The sequence below is a fragment of the Paenibacillus sp. GCM10023250 genome (assembly GCF_042653205.1).
Lineage (GTDB): Bacteria > Bacillota > Bacilli > Paenibacillales > Paenibacillaceae > Paenibacillus_Z.
Map to the genome: position 1 here is coordinate 282,895 of NZ_JBHSHY010000002.1, position 16,286 is coordinate 299,180.

General features: G+C 59.3%; 20 protein-coding genes. 19 read left to right on the forward strand and 1 reads right to left on the reverse strand.

Going from position 1 to position 16,286, the window contains the following annotated elements:
- Window positions 1-224 precede the first annotated feature (224 nt).
- From ACFPB1_RS04375 to ACFPB1_RS04405, 7 genes are all read left to right on the forward strand, one after another.
- Window positions 225-407, forward strand: a complete 183-nt coding sequence (locus tag ACFPB1_RS04375) for an IDEAL domain-containing protein (protein WP_090637806.1) — start codon at window positions 225-227, stop codon at window positions 405-407.
- Window positions 408-618: 211 nt separating this feature from the next.
- Window positions 619-1,038: a DUF2487 family protein gene (locus ACFPB1_RS04380; protein ID WP_379222282.1), complete on the forward strand. Its 420-nt coding sequence runs from the start codon at window positions 619-621 to the stop codon at window positions 1,036-1,038.
- Window positions 1,039-1,295: 257 nt separating this feature from the next.
- A complete protein-coding gene (locus tag ACFPB1_RS04385; protein WP_379222284.1) occupies window positions 1,296-1,823 on the forward strand; it encodes a ubiquinol-cytochrome c reductase iron-sulfur subunit in 528 nt (175 codons plus the stop codon).
- A gap of 17 nt (window positions 1,824-1,840) precedes the next feature.
- Window positions 1,841-2,512 carry a menaquinol-cytochrome c reductase cytochrome b subunit gene (gene qcrB / locus ACFPB1_RS04390; protein ID WP_090637800.1) on the forward strand — a complete coding sequence of 224 codons (672 nt, stop codon included), beginning with the start codon at window positions 1,841-1,843 and terminating at the stop codon, window positions 2,510-2,512.
- Window positions 2,513-2,534: 22 nt separating this feature from the next.
- Window positions 2,535-3,425, forward strand: coding sequence for a c-type cytochrome (locus ACFPB1_RS04395; RefSeq protein WP_379222287.1), 891 nt, complete (start codon window positions 2,535-2,537; stop codon window positions 3,423-3,425).
- Window positions 3,426-3,569: 144 nt separating this feature from the next.
- A complete protein-coding gene (locus tag ACFPB1_RS04400) occupies window positions 3,570-4,154 on the forward strand; it encodes a DUF1405 domain-containing protein (RefSeq protein WP_379222395.1) in 585 nt (194 codons plus the stop codon).
- Between the two features lie 42 nt (window positions 4,155-4,196).
- Window positions 4,197-5,117, forward strand: a complete 921-nt coding sequence (locus ACFPB1_RS04405) for a sporulation protein YpjB (RefSeq protein ID WP_379222289.1) — start codon at window positions 4,197-4,199, stop codon at window positions 5,115-5,117.
- 53 nt (window positions 5,118-5,170) lie between these two features.
- Here ACFPB1_RS04405 and ACFPB1_RS04410 read toward each other — a convergent pair whose 3' ends face one another.
- Window positions 5,171-5,992 (reverse strand): YitT family protein, encoded by an 822-nt coding sequence (locus ACFPB1_RS04410; RefSeq protein WP_379222397.1) that lies wholly within the window; start codon window positions 5,990-5,992, stop codon window positions 5,171-5,173.
- Window positions 5,993-6,187: 195 nt separating this feature from the next.
- On the opposite strand from ACFPB1_RS04410, the gene ACFPB1_RS04415 reads away from it, so the two are divergent.
- The 12 genes from ACFPB1_RS04415 (at window position 6,188) to ACFPB1_RS04470 (ending at window position 16,225) form a co-directional block, all read left to right on the forward strand.
- Window positions 6,188-6,526 (forward strand): nucleotide pyrophosphohydrolase, encoded by a 339-nt coding sequence (locus ACFPB1_RS04415; protein WP_379222291.1) that lies wholly within the window; start codon window positions 6,188-6,190, stop codon window positions 6,524-6,526.
- 54 nt (window positions 6,527-6,580) lie between these two features.
- Complete coding sequence (locus tag ACFPB1_RS04420; RefSeq protein WP_379222293.1) at window positions 6,581-7,126, forward strand: tetratricopeptide repeat protein; 546 nt, start codon at window positions 6,581-6,583, stop codon at window positions 7,124-7,126.
- A gap of 4 nt (window positions 7,127-7,130) precedes the next feature.
- A complete protein-coding gene (gene dapB / locus ACFPB1_RS04425; RefSeq protein ID WP_379222296.1) occupies window positions 7,131-7,937 on the forward strand; it encodes a 4-hydroxy-tetrahydrodipicolinate reductase in 807 nt (268 codons plus the stop codon).
- Window positions 7,938-8,009: 72 nt separating this feature from the next.
- Window positions 8,010-8,426, forward strand: coding sequence for a methylglyoxal synthase (locus tag ACFPB1_RS04430; RefSeq protein ID WP_379222298.1), 417 nt, complete (start codon window positions 8,010-8,012; stop codon window positions 8,424-8,426).
- Window positions 8,426-9,121, forward strand: a complete 696-nt coding sequence (gene bshB1, locus ACFPB1_RS04435) for a bacillithiol biosynthesis deacetylase BshB1 (RefSeq protein WP_379222301.1) — start codon at window positions 8,426-8,428, stop codon at window positions 9,119-9,121. Before ACFPB1_RS04430 ends, bshB1 begins: the two co-directional genes overlap by 1 nt.
- Before the next feature lie 66 nt (window positions 9,122-9,187).
- Window positions 9,188-10,348: an N-acetyl-alpha-D-glucosaminyl L-malate synthase BshA gene (gene bshA / locus ACFPB1_RS04440; RefSeq protein WP_379222303.1), complete on the forward strand. Its 1,161-nt coding sequence runs from the start codon at window positions 9,188-9,190 to the stop codon at window positions 10,346-10,348.
- A gap of 37 nt (window positions 10,349-10,385) precedes the next feature.
- Window positions 10,386-11,813: a CCA tRNA nucleotidyltransferase gene (locus tag ACFPB1_RS04445; RefSeq protein WP_379222305.1), complete on the forward strand. Its 1,428-nt coding sequence runs from the start codon at window positions 10,386-10,388 to the stop codon at window positions 11,811-11,813.
- The gene (locus ACFPB1_RS04450) at window positions 11,810-12,796 is read left to right on the forward strand and encodes a biotin--[acetyl-CoA-carboxylase] ligase (protein WP_379222307.1); all 987 of its coding nucleotides are present in this window, start codon (window positions 11,810-11,812) and stop codon (window positions 12,794-12,796) included. The genes ACFPB1_RS04445 and ACFPB1_RS04450 overlap by 4 nt, the downstream gene beginning before the upstream one ends.
- A gap of 353 nt (window positions 12,797-13,149) precedes the next feature.
- Window positions 13,150-14,064 carry a 3-methyl-2-oxobutanoate hydroxymethyltransferase gene (gene panB, locus ACFPB1_RS04455; protein ID WP_379222309.1) on the forward strand — a complete coding sequence of 305 codons (915 nt, stop codon included), beginning with the start codon at window positions 13,150-13,152 and terminating at the stop codon, window positions 14,062-14,064.
- Window positions 14,061-14,993, forward strand: a complete 933-nt coding sequence (gene panC, locus ACFPB1_RS04460; protein WP_379222311.1) for a pantoate--beta-alanine ligase — start codon at window positions 14,061-14,063, stop codon at window positions 14,991-14,993. The genes panB and panC overlap by 4 nt, the downstream gene beginning before the upstream one ends.
- Window positions 14,944-15,327, forward strand: a complete 384-nt coding sequence (panD, locus tag ACFPB1_RS04465) for an aspartate 1-decarboxylase (RefSeq protein WP_379222313.1) — start codon at window positions 14,944-14,946, stop codon at window positions 15,325-15,327. The genes panC and panD overlap by 50 nt, the downstream gene beginning before the upstream one ends.
- Window positions 15,328-15,460: 133 nt before the next feature.
- Entirely contained in the window at window positions 15,461-16,225 is a 765-nt protein-coding gene (locus ACFPB1_RS04470; protein ID WP_379222316.1) for a hypothetical protein, read from the forward strand.
- The last annotated feature ends 61 nt before the right edge of the window (window positions 16,226-16,286 follow it).

The window sequence follows — 16,286 nt, forward strand, 5'->3', positions numbered from 1 at the left end:
CAAGTCGATGAATATAATTTAGTAGAAGCCGATTCCCTCCCCGAACGGGAGGATCGCACTTACTTGAACCACCTATATGCTTTCACTTGGTCGCCTGCGGGAGTCGTCGGCACGGACAGATTAGACGATCGGCACGGAGAAAAGAAGACGATTGGGAAGCGAGAGGCGTAAGGAAAGGAATATAGGATCTCTTAAACGCTCAGTTGGAGGTGGAGGTGTATCCTATGGACAAAATGAAACTCTCTTACGAAGTCATGCTTGGACTTGCCGCGGAAATGCTCTTGGATGAAGCCGTACTCAAATTTCGCATGGATAAGCTGTACGCCGAGATCGATACGGCGCTGGCTTCCGGCGACAAGGATACCTTTCAGCGGTTGACGGACGAATTGAAGTCGCTGCACGTTTGATGCCAGAGGCGGCGGACGCAGGCCGGTCGATTACATGATGCTAGGACATCGGGGCAAGGGCTCCGGTCGTCCTGGCATTTTTTGCTTCGGGCGCCCGGCCAGCGGAGATCCGGAAATTTTCTTTCATTATAGTAGGAATCCGTATGGTATATTAATAGAATGGATTTTGGTAAACCTACATATCCTAATGACCGGAGGAGCGGGAAAACAAATGAAATTCAGCGAATTAAACGCAGAACAGTGGGCGGAGCTTCAGCCGTATCTCGATACGGCGGTGCTGCCGGTAACGGGACTGACTGGCGCGGAAATGCCGCACGAAGCGACGCTGCGGCTCGAACGGCTCCGCGACGTGCTGCTCACGATCGAACAGCCCTTTAAAGGAAGAACCGTCACATATCCCGCGATTCAGTACGGCGCACAGTCGCCCGAGCTTGCCGGGCAGCTCCGCGAGGTATGCGGCAATCTGCGAACAGCGGGATTCAAATACATCATCTTGGCGTCTGCCATTCCGCTGCAGTCCGCCGAAGCTTGCGGCGCGGATCTGGCGGTCGGCCCGGACGGGGATGGAGCATTGCCCGAACCTGGCGCCGTAAGCGAAGCCGTACGCACGCTTTGGCTCGGACGCGCTTGATATCCGCGGCTGGACGAGCTTGCACCGTTTTGCATAAGGTGACAGCGGTTTGGGTAAAACAAATTCCAGACAAGGTCAATTGTGACAAATTGATAACAATTGACAATTCCCATTTTGAACTGTCGCTATATTCGATTGGCAAATTCTTGACGCTCCATATCACCTAGGCTATTATAAGTAATGTCCTAGTTCATCGTATGTTTTGCCTTCTCCGGCAGAACACAAGATATGGCTCAGCAAAGGGGGTAGAACAGAAGATGAGTAACCATGAACACGATAACACGCACAGCGCGGTGAAACGCAGCGGGATGTCGCGGCGTCAATTTTTGTCGTATACGCTCGGCGGCGCAGGCGCTTTCATGGCAGCGGGTATGACGCTTCCGATGATCCGCTTTGCGGTAGATCCGATCTTGCAGAAAAAAGCGGGCGGTACGTGGATTAAAGTCGTAGAAGAAACAAAAATTACGAACGAACCTCAAGAATTCAAGTTCAAAATCCACCAGGTGGACGGCTGGTATGTCAGCGACCCTGAGCTGACGGCCTGGATTTCCAAAGGGCAGGACGGCAAGCCGTTCGCGCTTTCGCCGGTTTGCAAGCATCTTGGTTGTACGATTGCCTGGAACACGGAGAAGAACGAGGAATATGTTTGCCCATGCCACGGCGCCCACTACACCAAGGACGGCAAGAATTTGGTCGTCGCGCCTAAGCCTTTGGACGAATACGATTTGAAGGTCGATAACGGCTGGATTTACCTCGGTCCGATCAAAGCCAATACACGGGTATAAGGAGGCGTAACAATCAGATGATGAAAGGTATTTACAACTGGATCGACGAACGTCTTGATATTACGCCGATGTGGAGGGACGTTGCCGACCACGAAGTACCGGAGCACGTCAACCCTGCTCATCACTTCTCCGCATTCGTGTATTGCTTCGGCGGCCTGACGTTTTTCATTACGGTTATTCAAATCTTGTCCGGGATGTTCCTGACGATGTACTTCGTGCCGGATATCATCAATGCCTACAAGAGCGTTGACTTCCTGCAGCACAAGGTCGCCTTCGGCGGCATCGTGCGCGGTATGCATCACTGGGGCGCGAGCCTCGTAATCGTCATGATGTTCCTTCACACGCTGCGCGTATTCTTCACGGGCTCCTACAAAGCGCCGCGCGAAATGAACTGGGTGGTCGGCATGCTGATCTTCTTCATCATGCTGGGTCTCGGGTTCACGGGCTACCTGCTTCCTTGGGATAACAAAGCCTACTTCGCGACGAAGGTCGGCATTCAGATCGCCGAATCGGTGCCGTGGATCGGTACATACATTAAAGAGCTGATGCAAGGCGGCGAGATCGTCGGCGCCGAAACGCTTACGCGATTCTTCGCGATTCACGTCTTCTTCCTGCCTGGCGCGCTGCTCGCGCTCCTCGCGGCACACTTCTTTATGATCCGAAAGCAAGGGATTTCGGGACCACTTTAAGCCGAAAGGAGGCATTTCGCGAATGGCACACGGTCATAAATCGAACGAGAAAGTCGTTTTCGTCGGTGACTCCCGGGTTCGTAAAAAGTCGGCTCCCGGCCCCGTGACACCACCGGACTATTCAGCCTATCCAGGAAAATCGGAAGCGTTTATCCCGAACTTCCTGTTGAAGGAATGGATGGTCGGCGTCGTGGTGCTCGTCGGTTTCCTCGTGCTGACGATCTCCGAAGCGGCCCCGCTCGGCTATCCGGCCGACCCGACGAACGCGTCTTTTATTCCGATGCCGGACTGGTACTTCCTGTTCCTGTATCAATTCTTGAAATTGCAATATGTGTCGGGCAGCTACGTCGTGCTCGGTACGGTCGGCATTCCGGGCATTGCCTTCGGCTCACTCTTGCTTGCGCCGTTCCTGGACACAGGCAAAGAACGCCGGTTCTACAGACGTCCGGTCGCGTCCCTGTTGATGTTCATGTCGCTCATCTCCTGCTTCTATCTGACGAAGCAATCGTGGGATCATTACCAGCACGAGCTGAAGATCACAAACACGATTCCGGAGCAAATCCTCCGGGAAGAGAAAGCGCGCGAAGCCGCGGAAGAAGCGGCGAAAGCAGGCCGTCCGGCAGGCGAACCCGCACCGGAAATTCCGCTCGTCGACGCCAAGGATCCGGTTGTTAGCTCGCTGATCGAACAGAAAGCGCAGTGCGTCATGTGTCACGGCGCGGACCTGAAAGGCAATGAAAGCTCGGGCATTCCGTCGTTCCACGGCATCGGCGACAAGTTCAGCAAAGAAGACTTGGTCGATATCGTAACGAACGGCAAAAACAACATGCCGCCCTTCAAGGACAAGTTGACCGCCGACGAGATCGATCAACTGGCCACTTGGCTCGCGAAACAAAAAGCGCCCGCAAAATAAGGCGTTGAAGGCAAAGATCCAAAAACCTGATCGTTCATCGATCAGGTTTTTTTGCAGCAATGCCCAACTATTCCGAAGACGAGGAGGTTTGACGTGAAAGCAGCCGTTTTGCCGTGGAGCCGCGATTTTTTGATCAATCGCGCGATGCTATGGCTTCTCTTGATCGTAAACGCGTTAGGGACCTTGTACGGTTATTACTGGTATGGCAATCAGATGGTGTATACGGTGGAGACGCAATCCGCGTGGCAAGTCGTCTTCGTGCCGGACAGCCCGACCGCCAGCCTGTTTTTTACGCTGTCCTTGCTGTTTCTCTTATTCCCGCGGCTCGCGGGTTCGGGTACCGCAGGCTTGACGATTCGTTCGATCATCGAAGCGCTCGGGGTCGTCACGTCGATCAAATACGGCATATGGGCGGTCACGATGATCTTGGCAGGCAGCGCGCAGGGCGACCATTTGGAGTGGGAGCATTATATGCTCATCGCCTCCCATCTCGGCATGGCGTTCGAGGCGATGCTGTTCGTCCGTTATATGGTGTTCGGACGGTTCATGGCCTTCCTTGCCTTGCTGTGGCTGCTGCTTAACGATACGATCGATTATACGTTTTTCGTATTTCCCTGGCTGCCGGACGTGCTCGACGATGATTTGTCCGCCATCCAGACGTTCACGATGGGGTTATCGGTGATCAGTCTGCTAGTCACTTGGCTATTAATCGCCTACCGCAAGGTATAAGATGGGACATCCCCCCATACGATGGTAATAGGGGGGATGGTCATGAAGGCATCAACGTTCTTTGCGCTGGTTTGCGCCGGGTTTTGTTTGATTCTCGCGTCGGGCTGCAGCCTGAAACCCGCGCAATACGCAGCGTCGGCTGTCGACGCGATTCCGGAACAAGCGGATGTGAACAACAATTCATCGCTGGAGCAGCTAAGCGCTTGGTCGGATGCCTTTTATTCGGCGGCGAATCGCTCGAACCGGCAGGAAGCCTATATGCTGCTGCAGCGCATCGAAGGCTTGGCCTCCGCGCCCGAGGTGCGCGGCTCCGGCACGCCGGTCGGCTGGCAGGCGTTCGATCTCAGCCTGCAGGCGGCCAAAAAGGCAATGCCCCAAAAAGGAACGACCACGCTATGGTATACGGAAGCCGCCCGGCTGAAGCTGGCCAGCGATGCCGTTTTTCGCCCGAAGTCGCCTTTATGGCTCCAATACCAAGATATTTTGAAGGATGATGCGCAGCGTATCCGGACGAGCTGGCAATCGCAATCCGAGGATCGGGCCATGGCGGCCAAAGCGGCAATCAATATTTACGGCGAGCATGTCGATCGGCTGGAGGTAGCGGCGCTCATGCAGCGGGATGCCGGCTCGATCGAAGCGGTCAAGGAACGTATCGGATACATGAGAGGGGTCGTGGCGGCCGTGGAGAAAGGCCAGATGCGGCCGGATTCCGTCCTATCGGCGCTCGACAGCTTGACGTCGGCCGCGAACGCACTGTTCCGCGACCCGAATCTAGCCGGCGAAGCGACCGCTGCAGAAGTGTTTCCGCCGGGCGTGACGGTCGGTCAACAGCGGCACGGCTCCATGCTGATCGGGGAAATGTTCATCGCCGCCTTCGTCATGGGCGTGCTCGGCTTTATCGGCTGGCGCAAATACCGGGACGATCGAAACGGCAGTGTTCCGATATCGCGCAACAAATTATAAACGGTATGTCTTCATAGAGGAGAACGAAAAAATAACCGGTCCTTTTGGGCCGGTTATTCTTCTTTGAAGCCTTCGCCGAGCACGTCGTGCACGTCGTTGATGACGATGAACGCACGCGGATCGACACCTCGTACGATCGCACGCAACATGCGGATTTCATGCCGCGCCACGATGCAGTAGACGACCTGCTTCGGCTTGCCCGAATAGGCGCCTTTAGCCGGGAACAGTGTAACGCCGCGTTCCATCTCTTGGGTGATTTTCCGGCCGATCTCTTCGCCGGCTTCCGTGATGATGGTGAATTCTTTGGCCGCGTAGGCGCCTTCCTGGATAAAGTCGATCATCTTGGAGGCGATGAAGACGGCGACGAGCGTATAGAGCACCTTTTCCTTCGGAATATAAAGCAGCGACAAGGCGATGATGACCGCGTCGAGCGTCAGAATGACTTGTCCCATGCTCCAGCCTTTCAGTTTGACGGCGATGCGGGCGACGATGTCGACGCCGCCGGTCGTTCCGCCGAAGCGGAACACGATGCCGAGGCCGACGCCCAGCGTGACGCCGGCATAGAGTACCGCCAGTATGTAATCGTTCGACGTTCGGAACGGCACGATCCAGCCGAGCGCGATGAACTTCTCCATGATCGCCAGGAACACCGAGAGCGAGATGGCGCCGAATACCGTGTAGCCCGTATGGGAGCGGCCGAGAATGCGCCAGCCTATAATGAAGAGCGGGATATTCAGCACGAAGGTCGAGATCGACAGCGGCCAGCCGAGCGCGTAGTTGAGCAATATCGCGATCCCGGTGACGCCCCCTTCCATCAGTTGATTGGGAAGCAGGAAATAATGCAGGCCGAATGCATAAATCGCGGTTCCCAGCATGACCGGAATCAAATTGCGAAGCAGCTGCGTAACGTTCGTTTTCAACGGGAAAACGGCTCCTCTCGATAATGGGTGCAAAGATGAAGGCTATAACATAGTATGTCTCTTTCGTGCGAAAGTCAAAAGCATTGTGTTCGGAAACGGTTTGATATAACATATGTAGGGAAACCTCATGCACAGAGAGGAGCTTGGACGGTGTCGCATCAAAAGTCGCTGGCGGATATACAAAAAGAGGTTGACGCATACATAGCGCAGTTTAAAGAGGGCTATTTCAGTCCGCTCTCGATGCTCGCCCGGATGAGCGAGGAAGTTGGAGAGCTGGCGCGGGAAGTCAATCACCGTTTCGGGGAGAAGCCGAAGAAAGCGGACGAGGCGGACAATTCTATCGAGATGGAATTAGGCGATATTTTGTTCATCGTCGTCTGCTTCGCCAATTCGCTCGGCATCGACTTGACGGAAGCCCATGACCGTGTCATGCATAAATTCAATACGCGCGACGCCGACCGTTGGACGAGAAAAAACGTCGAACCGTAAACCGGCTTCCTACATATGCTGTACCATCAACCTGTGTACAAGGAGGGTGGGCGGATGGATGTAGAGAGCTGCGTGAAGAAGGCTTACGAAGCCATTTTGAACGGGGATTACGAATTGGCGATTCAACGGTTCGAGCAAGCGATCGAGCTGGAGCCGGACAACGGCGCGGTTTATTATAAATGCTCGATTACATGCGCGCGCAGCGGGAAATGGCAAAAGGCGCTGCAGTACGCGGAGACGGCCGTGCAGCTGGATGCCGCGCATGAGGAGTACGGCTATCACCTGCAGACGGTGAAAGCGAAAGCGCTGGTCAGCGAAGCGGGGCAGCTGCTGACGCAGTCGCCCGCGGAGACGGACCGTGCGCTCTCGATGCTGATCGAAGCTTCGCGGATGGATCCGCTGAACTTGGAGGCGCTGCTGCTGCTCGGCTCGGCCTACGCTTCGCTGCGGCACTACGACGAAGGCGTGACCTACGCGCGGGAAGCCGTACGGCTTGATCCCGAACATGCCGCGGCGCGAACGCTGTATGCCGAGCTGAGGCGAAAGGGCAGGGCCCTCCGCGCGTACAGCCAGCGAAGTAAACGGAAAAGGAACAGGTGACCCAATGGCAGCGGAACAAATTCGAGTGGCAGTAACGGGAGCAAACGGGCGGATGGGGCGCGAGGTCGTCAAAATGGTACTTCAGGACGAAGGACTGACGCTGGCGTCGGCGGTAAGTCCATCCGCCGGTCCCGTCGACGCGGGAACGCTTGTCGGTCTGGCGCCCTGCGGCGTAATCGTGCAAGCCGATCTGGAAACCGCTCTTAAGAGCGCCGAAGCGGACGTATTGGTCGATTTCACCGTGCCGCACGCGGCATACGGCAATACGAACCTCGCCATCGCCTACGGCGTACGCCCGATCATCGGCACGACCGGGCTGACGCCGGAGCAGATGGCCGAGCTGGACGAGCTGTGCAGGGCAAAAGGGCTCGGCGCGTTGGTTGCGCCGAACTTCTCCATCGGCGCGATCCTGATGATGAAATTTGCCGCGCAGGCGGCCAAGTATATGCCGCACGTCGAAATTATCGAATATCATGGCGATCAGAAGCTGGACGCCCCGTCGGGCACGTCGATCAAGACCGCAGAGCTCATCTCGGAGGCGCGGCAGGAATTTAGGCAGGGCAATCCCAACGAGAAGGAAATCATTGAGGGTGCCCGCGGCGGGTATTATAACGGATTCCGCATACATAGCGTACGGCTGCCGGGCGTATTCGCCCAGCAGGAAGTCGTCTTCGGCGGTTATGGCCAAACTTTGAAAATCCGGCACGATTCCTACGAGCGCGCGGGGTATATGCCCGGCGTGAACGTCGCGTGCAAGAAAATCATGATGTATACCGGACTTATATACGGATTCGAACATTTGATGGACTAGCTGGCAGTCCGGACAAGCCGGCCGCTCACAGCGAAAGAGAGCTTGAGGACACAGGAGAGGAGTGCAGCAAGGGTGAACATCGCGTTTATCGCGCACGACCGAAAGAAAGACGAAATGGTCAATTTCGTCACCGCGTACGAACAGGTTTTTCAAGGCCACGCCTTGTATTCGACGGGAACCACGGGCGCCAGAATCATGGAGCAGACGCAGCTGAAGATCCACCGGTTCATGTCGGGTCCGCTCGGAGGCGATCAGCAGATCGGCGCGCTCGTGGCGCAGAACGAAATGGACTTGATCATCTTCCTGCGCGACCCGCTCATGGCGCAGCCGCACGAGCCGGACATCATCGCGCTTCTGCGTCTTTGCGACGTGCAGGGAATTCCGGTCGCGACCAACGTCGCGACAGGCGAGCTGCTCGTCCGCGCGCTGCAGCGCGGCGATTTCGCCTGGCGGGAGCTTGTGCATAAGTACAAGCCGGGTGAAGCGTGATGCCGGCCGTCGATTTATTGGCTTTCGGCGCGCATCCGGACGACGTCGAGATCGGCATGGGCGGCACGATCGCGAAGCACGTCGCGCAAGGATACCGTGTCGCGATCTGCGACCTAACCGAAGCCGAGATGTCCTCCAACGGCACCGTGGAAACAAGGCGGCAGGAAGCCGCCGACGCTTCCGCGGTGCTTGGTTTAGCGCATCGCTCCGTACTGCGCCTGCCCGACCGGGGGTTGACCGGCTCGGACGAACAAATCCGGACGATCGTGGGCGAAATTCGCCGGCTCCGGCCGCGGATCGTTTTCGCGCCGTATTGGAACGACCGCCATCCGGACCATGTCAATTGCAGCAGATTGATCGAAGAAGCGGTCTTCAACGCGAAGCTGCGCAATTATATGCCGGAACTGCCCGCCGTGCAGGTAGAGCAGACGTATTTCTACTATATCAATGACAGCGGGGACGTTAGCCTCGTCACCGATATCAGCGAGTATATCGACACGAAGCTCGCGGCGCTGCAGGCGTACCGCTCGCAATTCGCGCCGCCGGCCGAAGGGGAAGACCGGGTGCGGACCCCGCTGACCGACCGCTACATCCAGCGGGTGGAGGCACGGGACATGCTGCTCGGGCAGTCCCGCGGCTGGGCGTACGCCGAAGGATTTGCAATCCGGAAGCCACATGCGGTAACGTTGTTTTAACCGTTGTCAAGCGGATTTGTTCACTCGGCATACGCATAGGTATTGAAAGAACTGGAGGTGCAGCGCATGGCTAGACACTTGAAGATCGGCATCACCTGCTACCCGACGCTCGGAGGCTCCGGCGTCGTCGCGACGGAGCTCGGCAAGCTGCTGGCCGAGAAGGGGCATGAAATTCATTTTATTACGCACAGCGTCCCGTTCCGGCTGGGCCAATTCCAGAAAAACATCTTCTATCACGAAGTCGAAGTTAACGATTATTACGTCTTCCGCTATCCCCCATACGATCTGTCGCTCGCGAGCAAAATGGCGCAGGTCGCGAAAATGCAGGAGCTCGACATCCTGCATGTCCATTATGCGGTGCCGCATGCGGTATGCGCCTACTTGGCCAAGGAAATGGTCGGCGACGGCCTCCGCACGGTGACGACGCTGCACGGGACCGACATTACGGTGCTGGCGCAGGACGAATCGCTCAAGGACCTGATTCGCATGGGGATCAACAACAGCGACGCCGTCACGGCGGTCTCCCAGGACCTGATCCGGGAAACGCGGGAACTGCTCGATATCGACAAACCGATCGAGCTGACATATAACTTCGTCGATAAACGCGTCTACTTTCCGCGGGAATGCAGCTCGCTGCGCGGCGATTTCGCCTCGAGCGACGAGAAAATCCTCATGCACATCTCGAATTTCCGGCCGGTGAAGCGGCTCCAGGACGTCGTCGAGGTGTTCGCCAAGGTCGTCCGGGAAGTGCCGAGCCGGCTGCTGCTCGTCGGGGAAGGACCGGATTTGCCGAAGGTGCAGGCGTGGACGCGCCAGCTCGGCCTGCAGGACCGCGTGCACTTCCTCGGGAAGCAGGATGACGTCGCGCAGGTCATCTCGATCGCAGACGTCATGCTGCTGCCGTCGGAGAAGGAAAGCTTCGGGCTCGTCGCTCTGGAAGCGATGGCCTGCGGCGTGCCGACGATCGGCTCAACGGCTGGCGGGATTCCCGAATTGGTGTCGCACGGCGAGACGGGTTACCTGTCGCCGATCGGCGATACGGACGATATGGCGTACAACGCGATTCAGCTGCTGCGCGACGAAGCGCTCTACCGGAAGGTGCGCGAAGCGTGCCTGCACCGGGCCAGAACCCGCTTCTGCAACGATCTGATCACGACCGAATACGAACGAATCTACTATAAAACGCTCGGCATCGAAGCGGACATTCCGGAGCCGGTTTGCGAGTAAGCCATCAATCAACCATAGCGGAAAAGGAGGGAGGGCCATGTCGATGAGCGAAGCGCTGACGAAGGCGCTCCCTTTGCTAGCCGCGCTGGAAAGCCGCGGATTCGAAGCCGTATTCGTTGGCGGCTGCGTCCGGGACACGCTGCTCGGACGGCCGCTAAAGGACGTCGACATCGCGACGTCCGCTTCGCCCGAAGACGTCATCGCGGCGTTTCCGCATACGATTCCGACAGGGCTGCAGCACGGTACCGTCACGGTCGTGCATGATGGCGATACGTACGAAATCACGACGTTCCGCACGGAATCGGCCTATGAAGGGTTCCGCCGGCCGTCCGAGGTGCGGTTCGTGACCGAGCTGAAGGAAGACCTGCTGCGCAGGGACTTCACAATCAACGCCATGGCGATGCGCAGCGACGGGACGATGGTCGACCCCTTCGGCGGACGGCGGGACCTCGGGCGCGGCATCCTGCGCTGCGTCGGCGACGCCGACGCGCGGCTGCAGGAGGACGCGCTGCGCATCGTCCGGGCCGTCCGGTTCGCCGCGGCGTACGACCTTCGGATCGCGCCCGGCACGTGGCGCGCGATCCGGCGGCATCGCGCGCTGCTCGCGCATATCGCCATGGAACGGATCGGGCTCGAGTTCGACAAAATGATCGGCGGCCGCCATCCGGAACGGGCCGGCGCGCTGCTCGCGTCGAGCGGCCTCTTGGCCCACACGAAGGAGCTGCTTCCGGAAGCTATTTCGTCCGCGGCGGCAGCCTACGCGGCGCTAAACGCCGGCCGGAGCTCAGAAGCAGGGGAGCCGCTCGCCCGCGGTATCCGCGGTCTTGCCGGCCTTGCGGACGCCGAGGACCGGTGGGCGGCGCTCTGCGCGCTGCTCGGGCTTGGCGCGGACGAAGCCGCGAAGCTGTTCGGAACGCTGCGCTACGCGACGGCCCGCGGCGAGCGGCTGTCGGTTGTGCTTGGCGTTCACGGCGCAATGGCGGAGCAGGCCGGACGGGACTTGACTGCTCTCGCCGATCAGCCGGTGGCGGCGGAGAACGCTGCGTTGGCCGCACGGCTGCGGGAGGATACGCGGCGAAGCTGGATTCTCGCTGCGCTGCGGCATGGACAAACCGCCGCGCTGGCCTGGGCGGGCATCGTCGGGCGCGTCCCGGACTTGATCGCGGCGGACATTCATGCCGCGGAACGACAACATGCCGTGCTAGGTCCGTACCTTCAGGCGCTGGAGGCGGCGGTTCGCGGGATGCCCGCTGGCGCAGTGCGCGATTTGGCCGTGAAGGGCAAGGAGCTGCTAGCGCTCGCGGACAGGCCGTCGGGGCCGTGGCTGGGCCGGCTGCTTCATAGCTTGCTGGAGGCTGCGGCGCTCGGCGCCGTGCCGAACGAGAAAGCGGCGCTGCTCGCCGAAGCGGCGGCCCGTCTGGCGCAGGAAGACAGGCCGCACGAAACACGAGGTGACCATTCATGAACAATCGCCTGCTCGAGCTGCTCGAACAGCAGGGAAGCGAACATTACATATCCGGCGAACAGCTGAGCCAGGAGCTTCGGGTCAGCCGGACTGCGATCTGGAAGCAAATCAAGAAGCTGGAGACCGCGGGGTACCGGATCGAAGCGTCGCGCAGGCTCGGCTATCGGCTGGTCGGCCGTCCCTCCAAGCTGACGGCGCTCGAGCTCGGCGCGAAGCTCGGGGAGAAAGGCGTCAAGATGATCGGCGGCATCCGGCTGTTCGACGAGGTCGATTCGACTCAGAATATCGCGCAGCGGCTGGCCGAAGAAGGCGCGCCCGAAGGAACGCTCGTCATCGCCGAGCGGCAGACGAACGGGCGGGGCCGATTGGGCCGCAAATGGGTGTCGCCTTCGGGTAAGGGCATCTGGATGAGCTTCATCCTCCGTCCCGGCATGCCGCTTCATTTCGCGCCGCAGCTGACGCTGCTGACGGCCGTCGCGCTGTGCCGCGCCCTGCGCGCGGCCACCGCACCGCTCGACATCGGCATCAAGTGGCCGAACGACCTGCTCGTCGGCGGCCGCAAAATCAGCGGCATCCTGCTGGAAACGACGGCCGAAGAAGAGCGGCTGCGCCACGTAATCGCCGGTATCGGCATCAGCGTCAACTTGACGGAGGACGATTACCCGCCGGAGCTGCTCGACATTGCGACGTCGCTTCGCATCCAGCTGGGCCGGGAGCTCGACCGGGCCGAGACCGTCGCGGCGTTTTTCGCGCAATTCGAGCAGCTGTACGCCGTCTACCAGCGGGAGGGGTTCGCTCCGATTCGGACGCTCTGGGAGGCGCTGTCCGTTACGCTGCATAAGCCGGCGCGGCTGATCGTCGGCGGCAAGGAAACGACGGGCACGCCGATCGGCCTGAATGACCAGGGCGCACTGCTCGTGCGGATGGACGACGGCGCCGTCGTGCCGCTGTTCTCCGCCGAACAGGTGCCGCAGCAGGGGTAACCGTTCATAGACGGCATGCCGATTTAATGATATACTCGCCTTACCAGTCATGCTCATGGACGGGGCGGTATCGCGTTGGGACGCGAACCGCACCCGGGACAATGCGGCGGACCGGACTGATATTCATCCGCTTCGTATGTAAGGCAGTGCGCATTTCTGCTCTGAGCCGTCAGGGACCGAGACAGAAGGAAGCTCGCTTTAGCCAGGATGTTCCTTTTTGGATTGGAACCTTTTTAGCGGCGGCTAGAAGGTTTTTTTGTGTTGATCACATAGGACGAACGCCGATCGTGAAAGCTTAACTTAGGCATGACGAACCTCGCGGACGCCCATCCATTCTAAGGAGGACGAAACCCATGACCCAACCGCTTACGATTACGAAGATGAAAAAAATGAAGCAAAACGGAGAGCCGATCTCGATGCTCACCGCCTACGACTATCCATCCGCCAAGCTCGCGGAGGAAGCGGGCATCGACATACTCCTCGTCGGGGACTCGCTCGGCAACGTCGTACTGGGGTACGACACGACGATTCCCGTGACGTTAGACGATATGGTGTACCACGCGCGCGCGGTCGCCCGCGCCGCTCAACATACGTTCATCGTGGCCGATCTGCCGTTCATGACGTACCGGCTCGGCCGGGAAACGACGCTGCGCAACGCGGCTCGGCTGCTTCAAGAGGGCTATGCCCATGCCGTTAAGCTAGAAGGCGGCGCGGAGGTCGCGGACGAAGTCGAGGCTCTCGTGAAGGCCGGTATTCCGGTCATGGGACACATCGGCTTGACGCCGCAGTCGGTCCACCAGCTCGGCGGCTACAAGGTGCAGGGCAAGCTGGAGAAGGAAGCGCAGCAGCTCATCGACGATGCCAAAGCGCTTGAAGCGGCAGGCGCGTTCAGCGTCGTGCTGGAGCTCGTGACGGAGCCGCTCGCGGAAGCGATCTCCTCCGCGCTGTCCATCCCGACGATCGGCATCGGCGCGGGCCGCGGCTGCGACGGGCAAGTGCTCGTGTATCACGATATTTTACAGTACGCCTCGCCGTACTACGAGAAACGGTTCGTGAAGACGTACGCGGACCTCGGCTCGACGATCCGCGGTGCGATCGGGGCGTATGTCGCTGACGTGAAGTCGCGCGCGTTTCCGGAGCAGGCGCATGCCTTCCCGATGGAGCAGGAAGTGCTTCGCCGGCTGTATGGCGGCGGCGCCGATGCCGCCGAAGAGAACAAGGCGCAGGGCGACCAGACGGGCGCGTCCAAAGGAGGCGGACAGTCATGATCATCTGCGCGACGATCGCCGAATTGAAAGCCGAGCTCGCGCGCCGGCGCAGCGAGTCGCCGAACGGGCTGATCGGGTTGGTGCCGACGATGGGCTACCTGCATGAAGGCCATGCGAGCCTGATGCGGCGCGCGGCCGACGACGGCGCGTTCACGGTCGTGTCCGTGTTCGTCAACCCGCTGCAGTTCGGGCCGAACGAGGATTTCGAGCGCTATCCCCGCGACTTGGAGCGGGATGCCGCGCTTGCGGAGCGGAACGGCGCCGGGCTGCTCTTCGCGCCTTCGGTCGCCGAGATGTATCCGACGAAGCCGCTCACCCGGGTGCTGATCAGCGAGGTGACGGAGAAACTGTGCGGTGCTTCCCGGCCCGGGCATTTCGACGGCGTCGGCACCGTGGTGAGCAAGCTGTTCAATTTGGTTCAGCCGGACCGCGCCTACTTCGGCATGAAGGACGCCCAGCAGGTGGCGGTCATCCAGCAAATGGTGAATGACCTCAACATGCCGGTCGACATCGTGCCGTGCGAGACGGTACGCGAGCCGGACGGCCTCGCGATGAGCTCCCGCAACGTCTACCTGAGCGAGGAGCAGCGCCGGCAGGCGCTCGTTCTGTCGCAAACGCTCGAGGCCGCGGAGAAGCGGTTGACCGAGCCAGGCATGACCGCAGGACGTCTGGCCGCCGAAGCGTCCGCGCGCATCCGCACGGCGCCGCTGGCCGAGATCGACTACGTGGAGCTGCTGACGTATCCGTCGCTGCAGCCGCTCGATCCGGATCAGCCGCTTGCCGATGCCGACACGCAGCTGATTCTCGCGCTTGCCGTCAAATTCGGCGGCACGCGATTAATTGATAACCGTTTATTTCAACCGACTGGAGGTGGCCGCCATGTTCAGAACGATGATGAAATCGAAGCTTCACCGAGCCACAGTCACTGAAGCGAACCTGAATTACGTCGGCAGCATCACCATCGACGAAGACTTGATGGAGATGGCTGACATATGGCCCAACGAGAAAGTGCAAATCGTCAACAACTCGAACGGTGCGCGTCTGGAGACGTACGTCATCACCGGCCCGCGGGGGAGCGGTGTCATCTGCCTGAACGGCGCGGCGGCGCGGCTCGTGCAGCCCGGCGACAACGTGATCATTATTTCGTACGGCGTCATGACGGAGGAAGAAGCGCGCGCTTATAAGCCGAAGGTCGTTATCCTGGACGCTGCTAACAAGCCCGTCCAATTGACGAATGAAGAGCTGCACGCGACCGTTCTGTAACGAGAGCGTCGAAAACCCGATGCCAACGCTGTGAAACGTCTGGGTTGGAGTATGAAAACCGATGCCCGGGCAAAGAATGAGCATAACACTCGCTTCATTCTCTACATTACGGCGTGAAGGTGGGGGGCGTATCATGTTCAAGCATGTTTTTGCCACGATGCAGGACATCCTTCAAGACATCATCATTCATTATCCGCATGCCAACGACACAGAGCGCCAACGATTGGATGAGCAGTTAGCCAAGCTGAAGCAGTTCAGCGATCAGTTTATCGAAGAATGGCTGCAGTTCGAGGAGAAGATGGCCGATTTCCGCGAATTGAAGCAGGAATTCGGGTATGGCCCGGCAGCCGGCGACAGCCAGCCGGCCGGGGCAAGCCCCAAAGAACAGGCGTACCCGAAAATCGTCTCCGAGGTGCCGCTAGCGGCCCAGCAGGCCGGACTTTCCCCGGCCGGTATCGGCTTGGCGGAAGCGGACGACGGCGAATGGGAAGCCGCGGCCGGGTTCCACCGGTCCATGTCCAAGGGGCAGGGCTACTTCAAGCTGCTGATGTTCCGCGAAGCGGCCGCGCATTTCGAAGACGCTGTGCACCGCTCGCCCGAGAATAACCAGGCTCGCCTGTTCCTCGGCATGAGTTTCATGCATCTGCAGGAATGGCACGAAGCCCAGCGGCACTTCCAGCTGCTGGTCGAAATCACGGAGCATCCGAGATGGCGGGCGCTCGGGCTGAACGCACTCGGCTGCATTCAAGCGGTGCGCATGAATTTGGAGCAGGCGGCCGTTTATTTCGAGAAGGCGCATCAGGCCGATCCGAATTTCACCGACCCGCTCGCGAACATGCAATCATGCGCGAAGCACGCGGGCCAACTGTCGCTTTATTTCGGGAGCGGCCAGCTGTAAAATCGAACGGTCATGTGAGCAGGGGAAACTATCGGTCCTCGCTGAACGTTCTATAAACGAA

Bases quoted from the DNA above. Each gene is read 5' to 3' on its own strand.
- ACFPB1_RS04375 (WP_090637806.1), top strand. From the start codon at position 225: ATGGACAAAATGAAACTCTCTTACGAAGTCATGCTTGGACTTGCCGCG.
- ACFPB1_RS04380 (WP_379222282.1), top strand. From the start codon at position 619: ATGAAATTCAGCGAATTAAACGCAGAACAGTGGGCGGAGCTTCAGCCG.
- ACFPB1_RS04385 (WP_379222284.1), top strand. From the start codon at position 1,296: ATGAGTAACCATGAACACGATAACACGCACAGCGCGGTGAAACGCAGC.
- qcrB (WP_090637800.1), top strand. From the start codon at position 1,841: ATGATGAAAGGTATTTACAACTGGATCGACGAACGTCTTGATATTACG.
- ACFPB1_RS04395 (WP_379222287.1), top strand. From the start codon at position 2,535: ATGGCACACGGTCATAAATCGAACGAGAAAGTCGTTTTCGTCGGTGAC.
- ACFPB1_RS04400 (WP_379222395.1), top strand. From the start codon at position 3,570: ATGCTATGGCTTCTCTTGATCGTAAACGCGTTAGGGACCTTGTACGGT.
- ACFPB1_RS04405 (WP_379222289.1), top strand. From the start codon at position 4,197: ATGAAGGCATCAACGTTCTTTGCGCTGGTTTGCGCCGGGTTTTGTTTG.
- ACFPB1_RS04410 (WP_379222397.1), bottom strand. From the start codon at position 5,992: ATGCTGGGAACCGCGATTTATGCATTCGGCCTGCATTATTTCCTGCTT.
- ACFPB1_RS04420 (WP_379222293.1), top strand. From the start codon at position 6,581: ATGGATGTAGAGAGCTGCGTGAAGAAGGCTTACGAAGCCATTTTGAAC.
- dapB (WP_379222296.1), top strand. From the start codon at position 7,131: ATGGCAGCGGAACAAATTCGAGTGGCAGTAACGGGAGCAAACGGGCGG.
- bshB1 (WP_379222301.1), top strand. From the start codon at position 8,426: ATGCCGGCCGTCGATTTATTGGCTTTCGGCGCGCATCCGGACGACGTC.
- bshA (WP_379222303.1), top strand. From the start codon at position 9,188: ATGGCTAGACACTTGAAGATCGGCATCACCTGCTACCCGACGCTCGGA.
- ACFPB1_RS04445 (WP_379222305.1), top strand. From the start codon at position 10,386: ATGTCGATGAGCGAAGCGCTGACGAAGGCGCTCCCTTTGCTAGCCGCG.
- ACFPB1_RS04450 (WP_379222307.1), top strand. From the start codon at position 11,810: ATGAACAATCGCCTGCTCGAGCTGCTCGAACAGCAGGGAAGCGAACAT.
- panB (WP_379222309.1), top strand. From the start codon at position 13,150: ATGACCCAACCGCTTACGATTACGAAGATGAAAAAAATGAAGCAAAAC.
- panC (WP_379222311.1), top strand. From the start codon at position 14,061: ATGATCATCTGCGCGACGATCGCCGAATTGAAAGCCGAGCTCGCGCGC.
- panD (WP_379222313.1), top strand. From the start codon at position 14,944: ATGTTCAGAACGATGATGAAATCGAAGCTTCACCGAGCCACAGTCACT.
- ACFPB1_RS04470 (WP_379222316.1), top strand. From the start codon at position 15,461: ATGTTCAAGCATGTTTTTGCCACGATGCAGGACATCCTTCAAGACATC.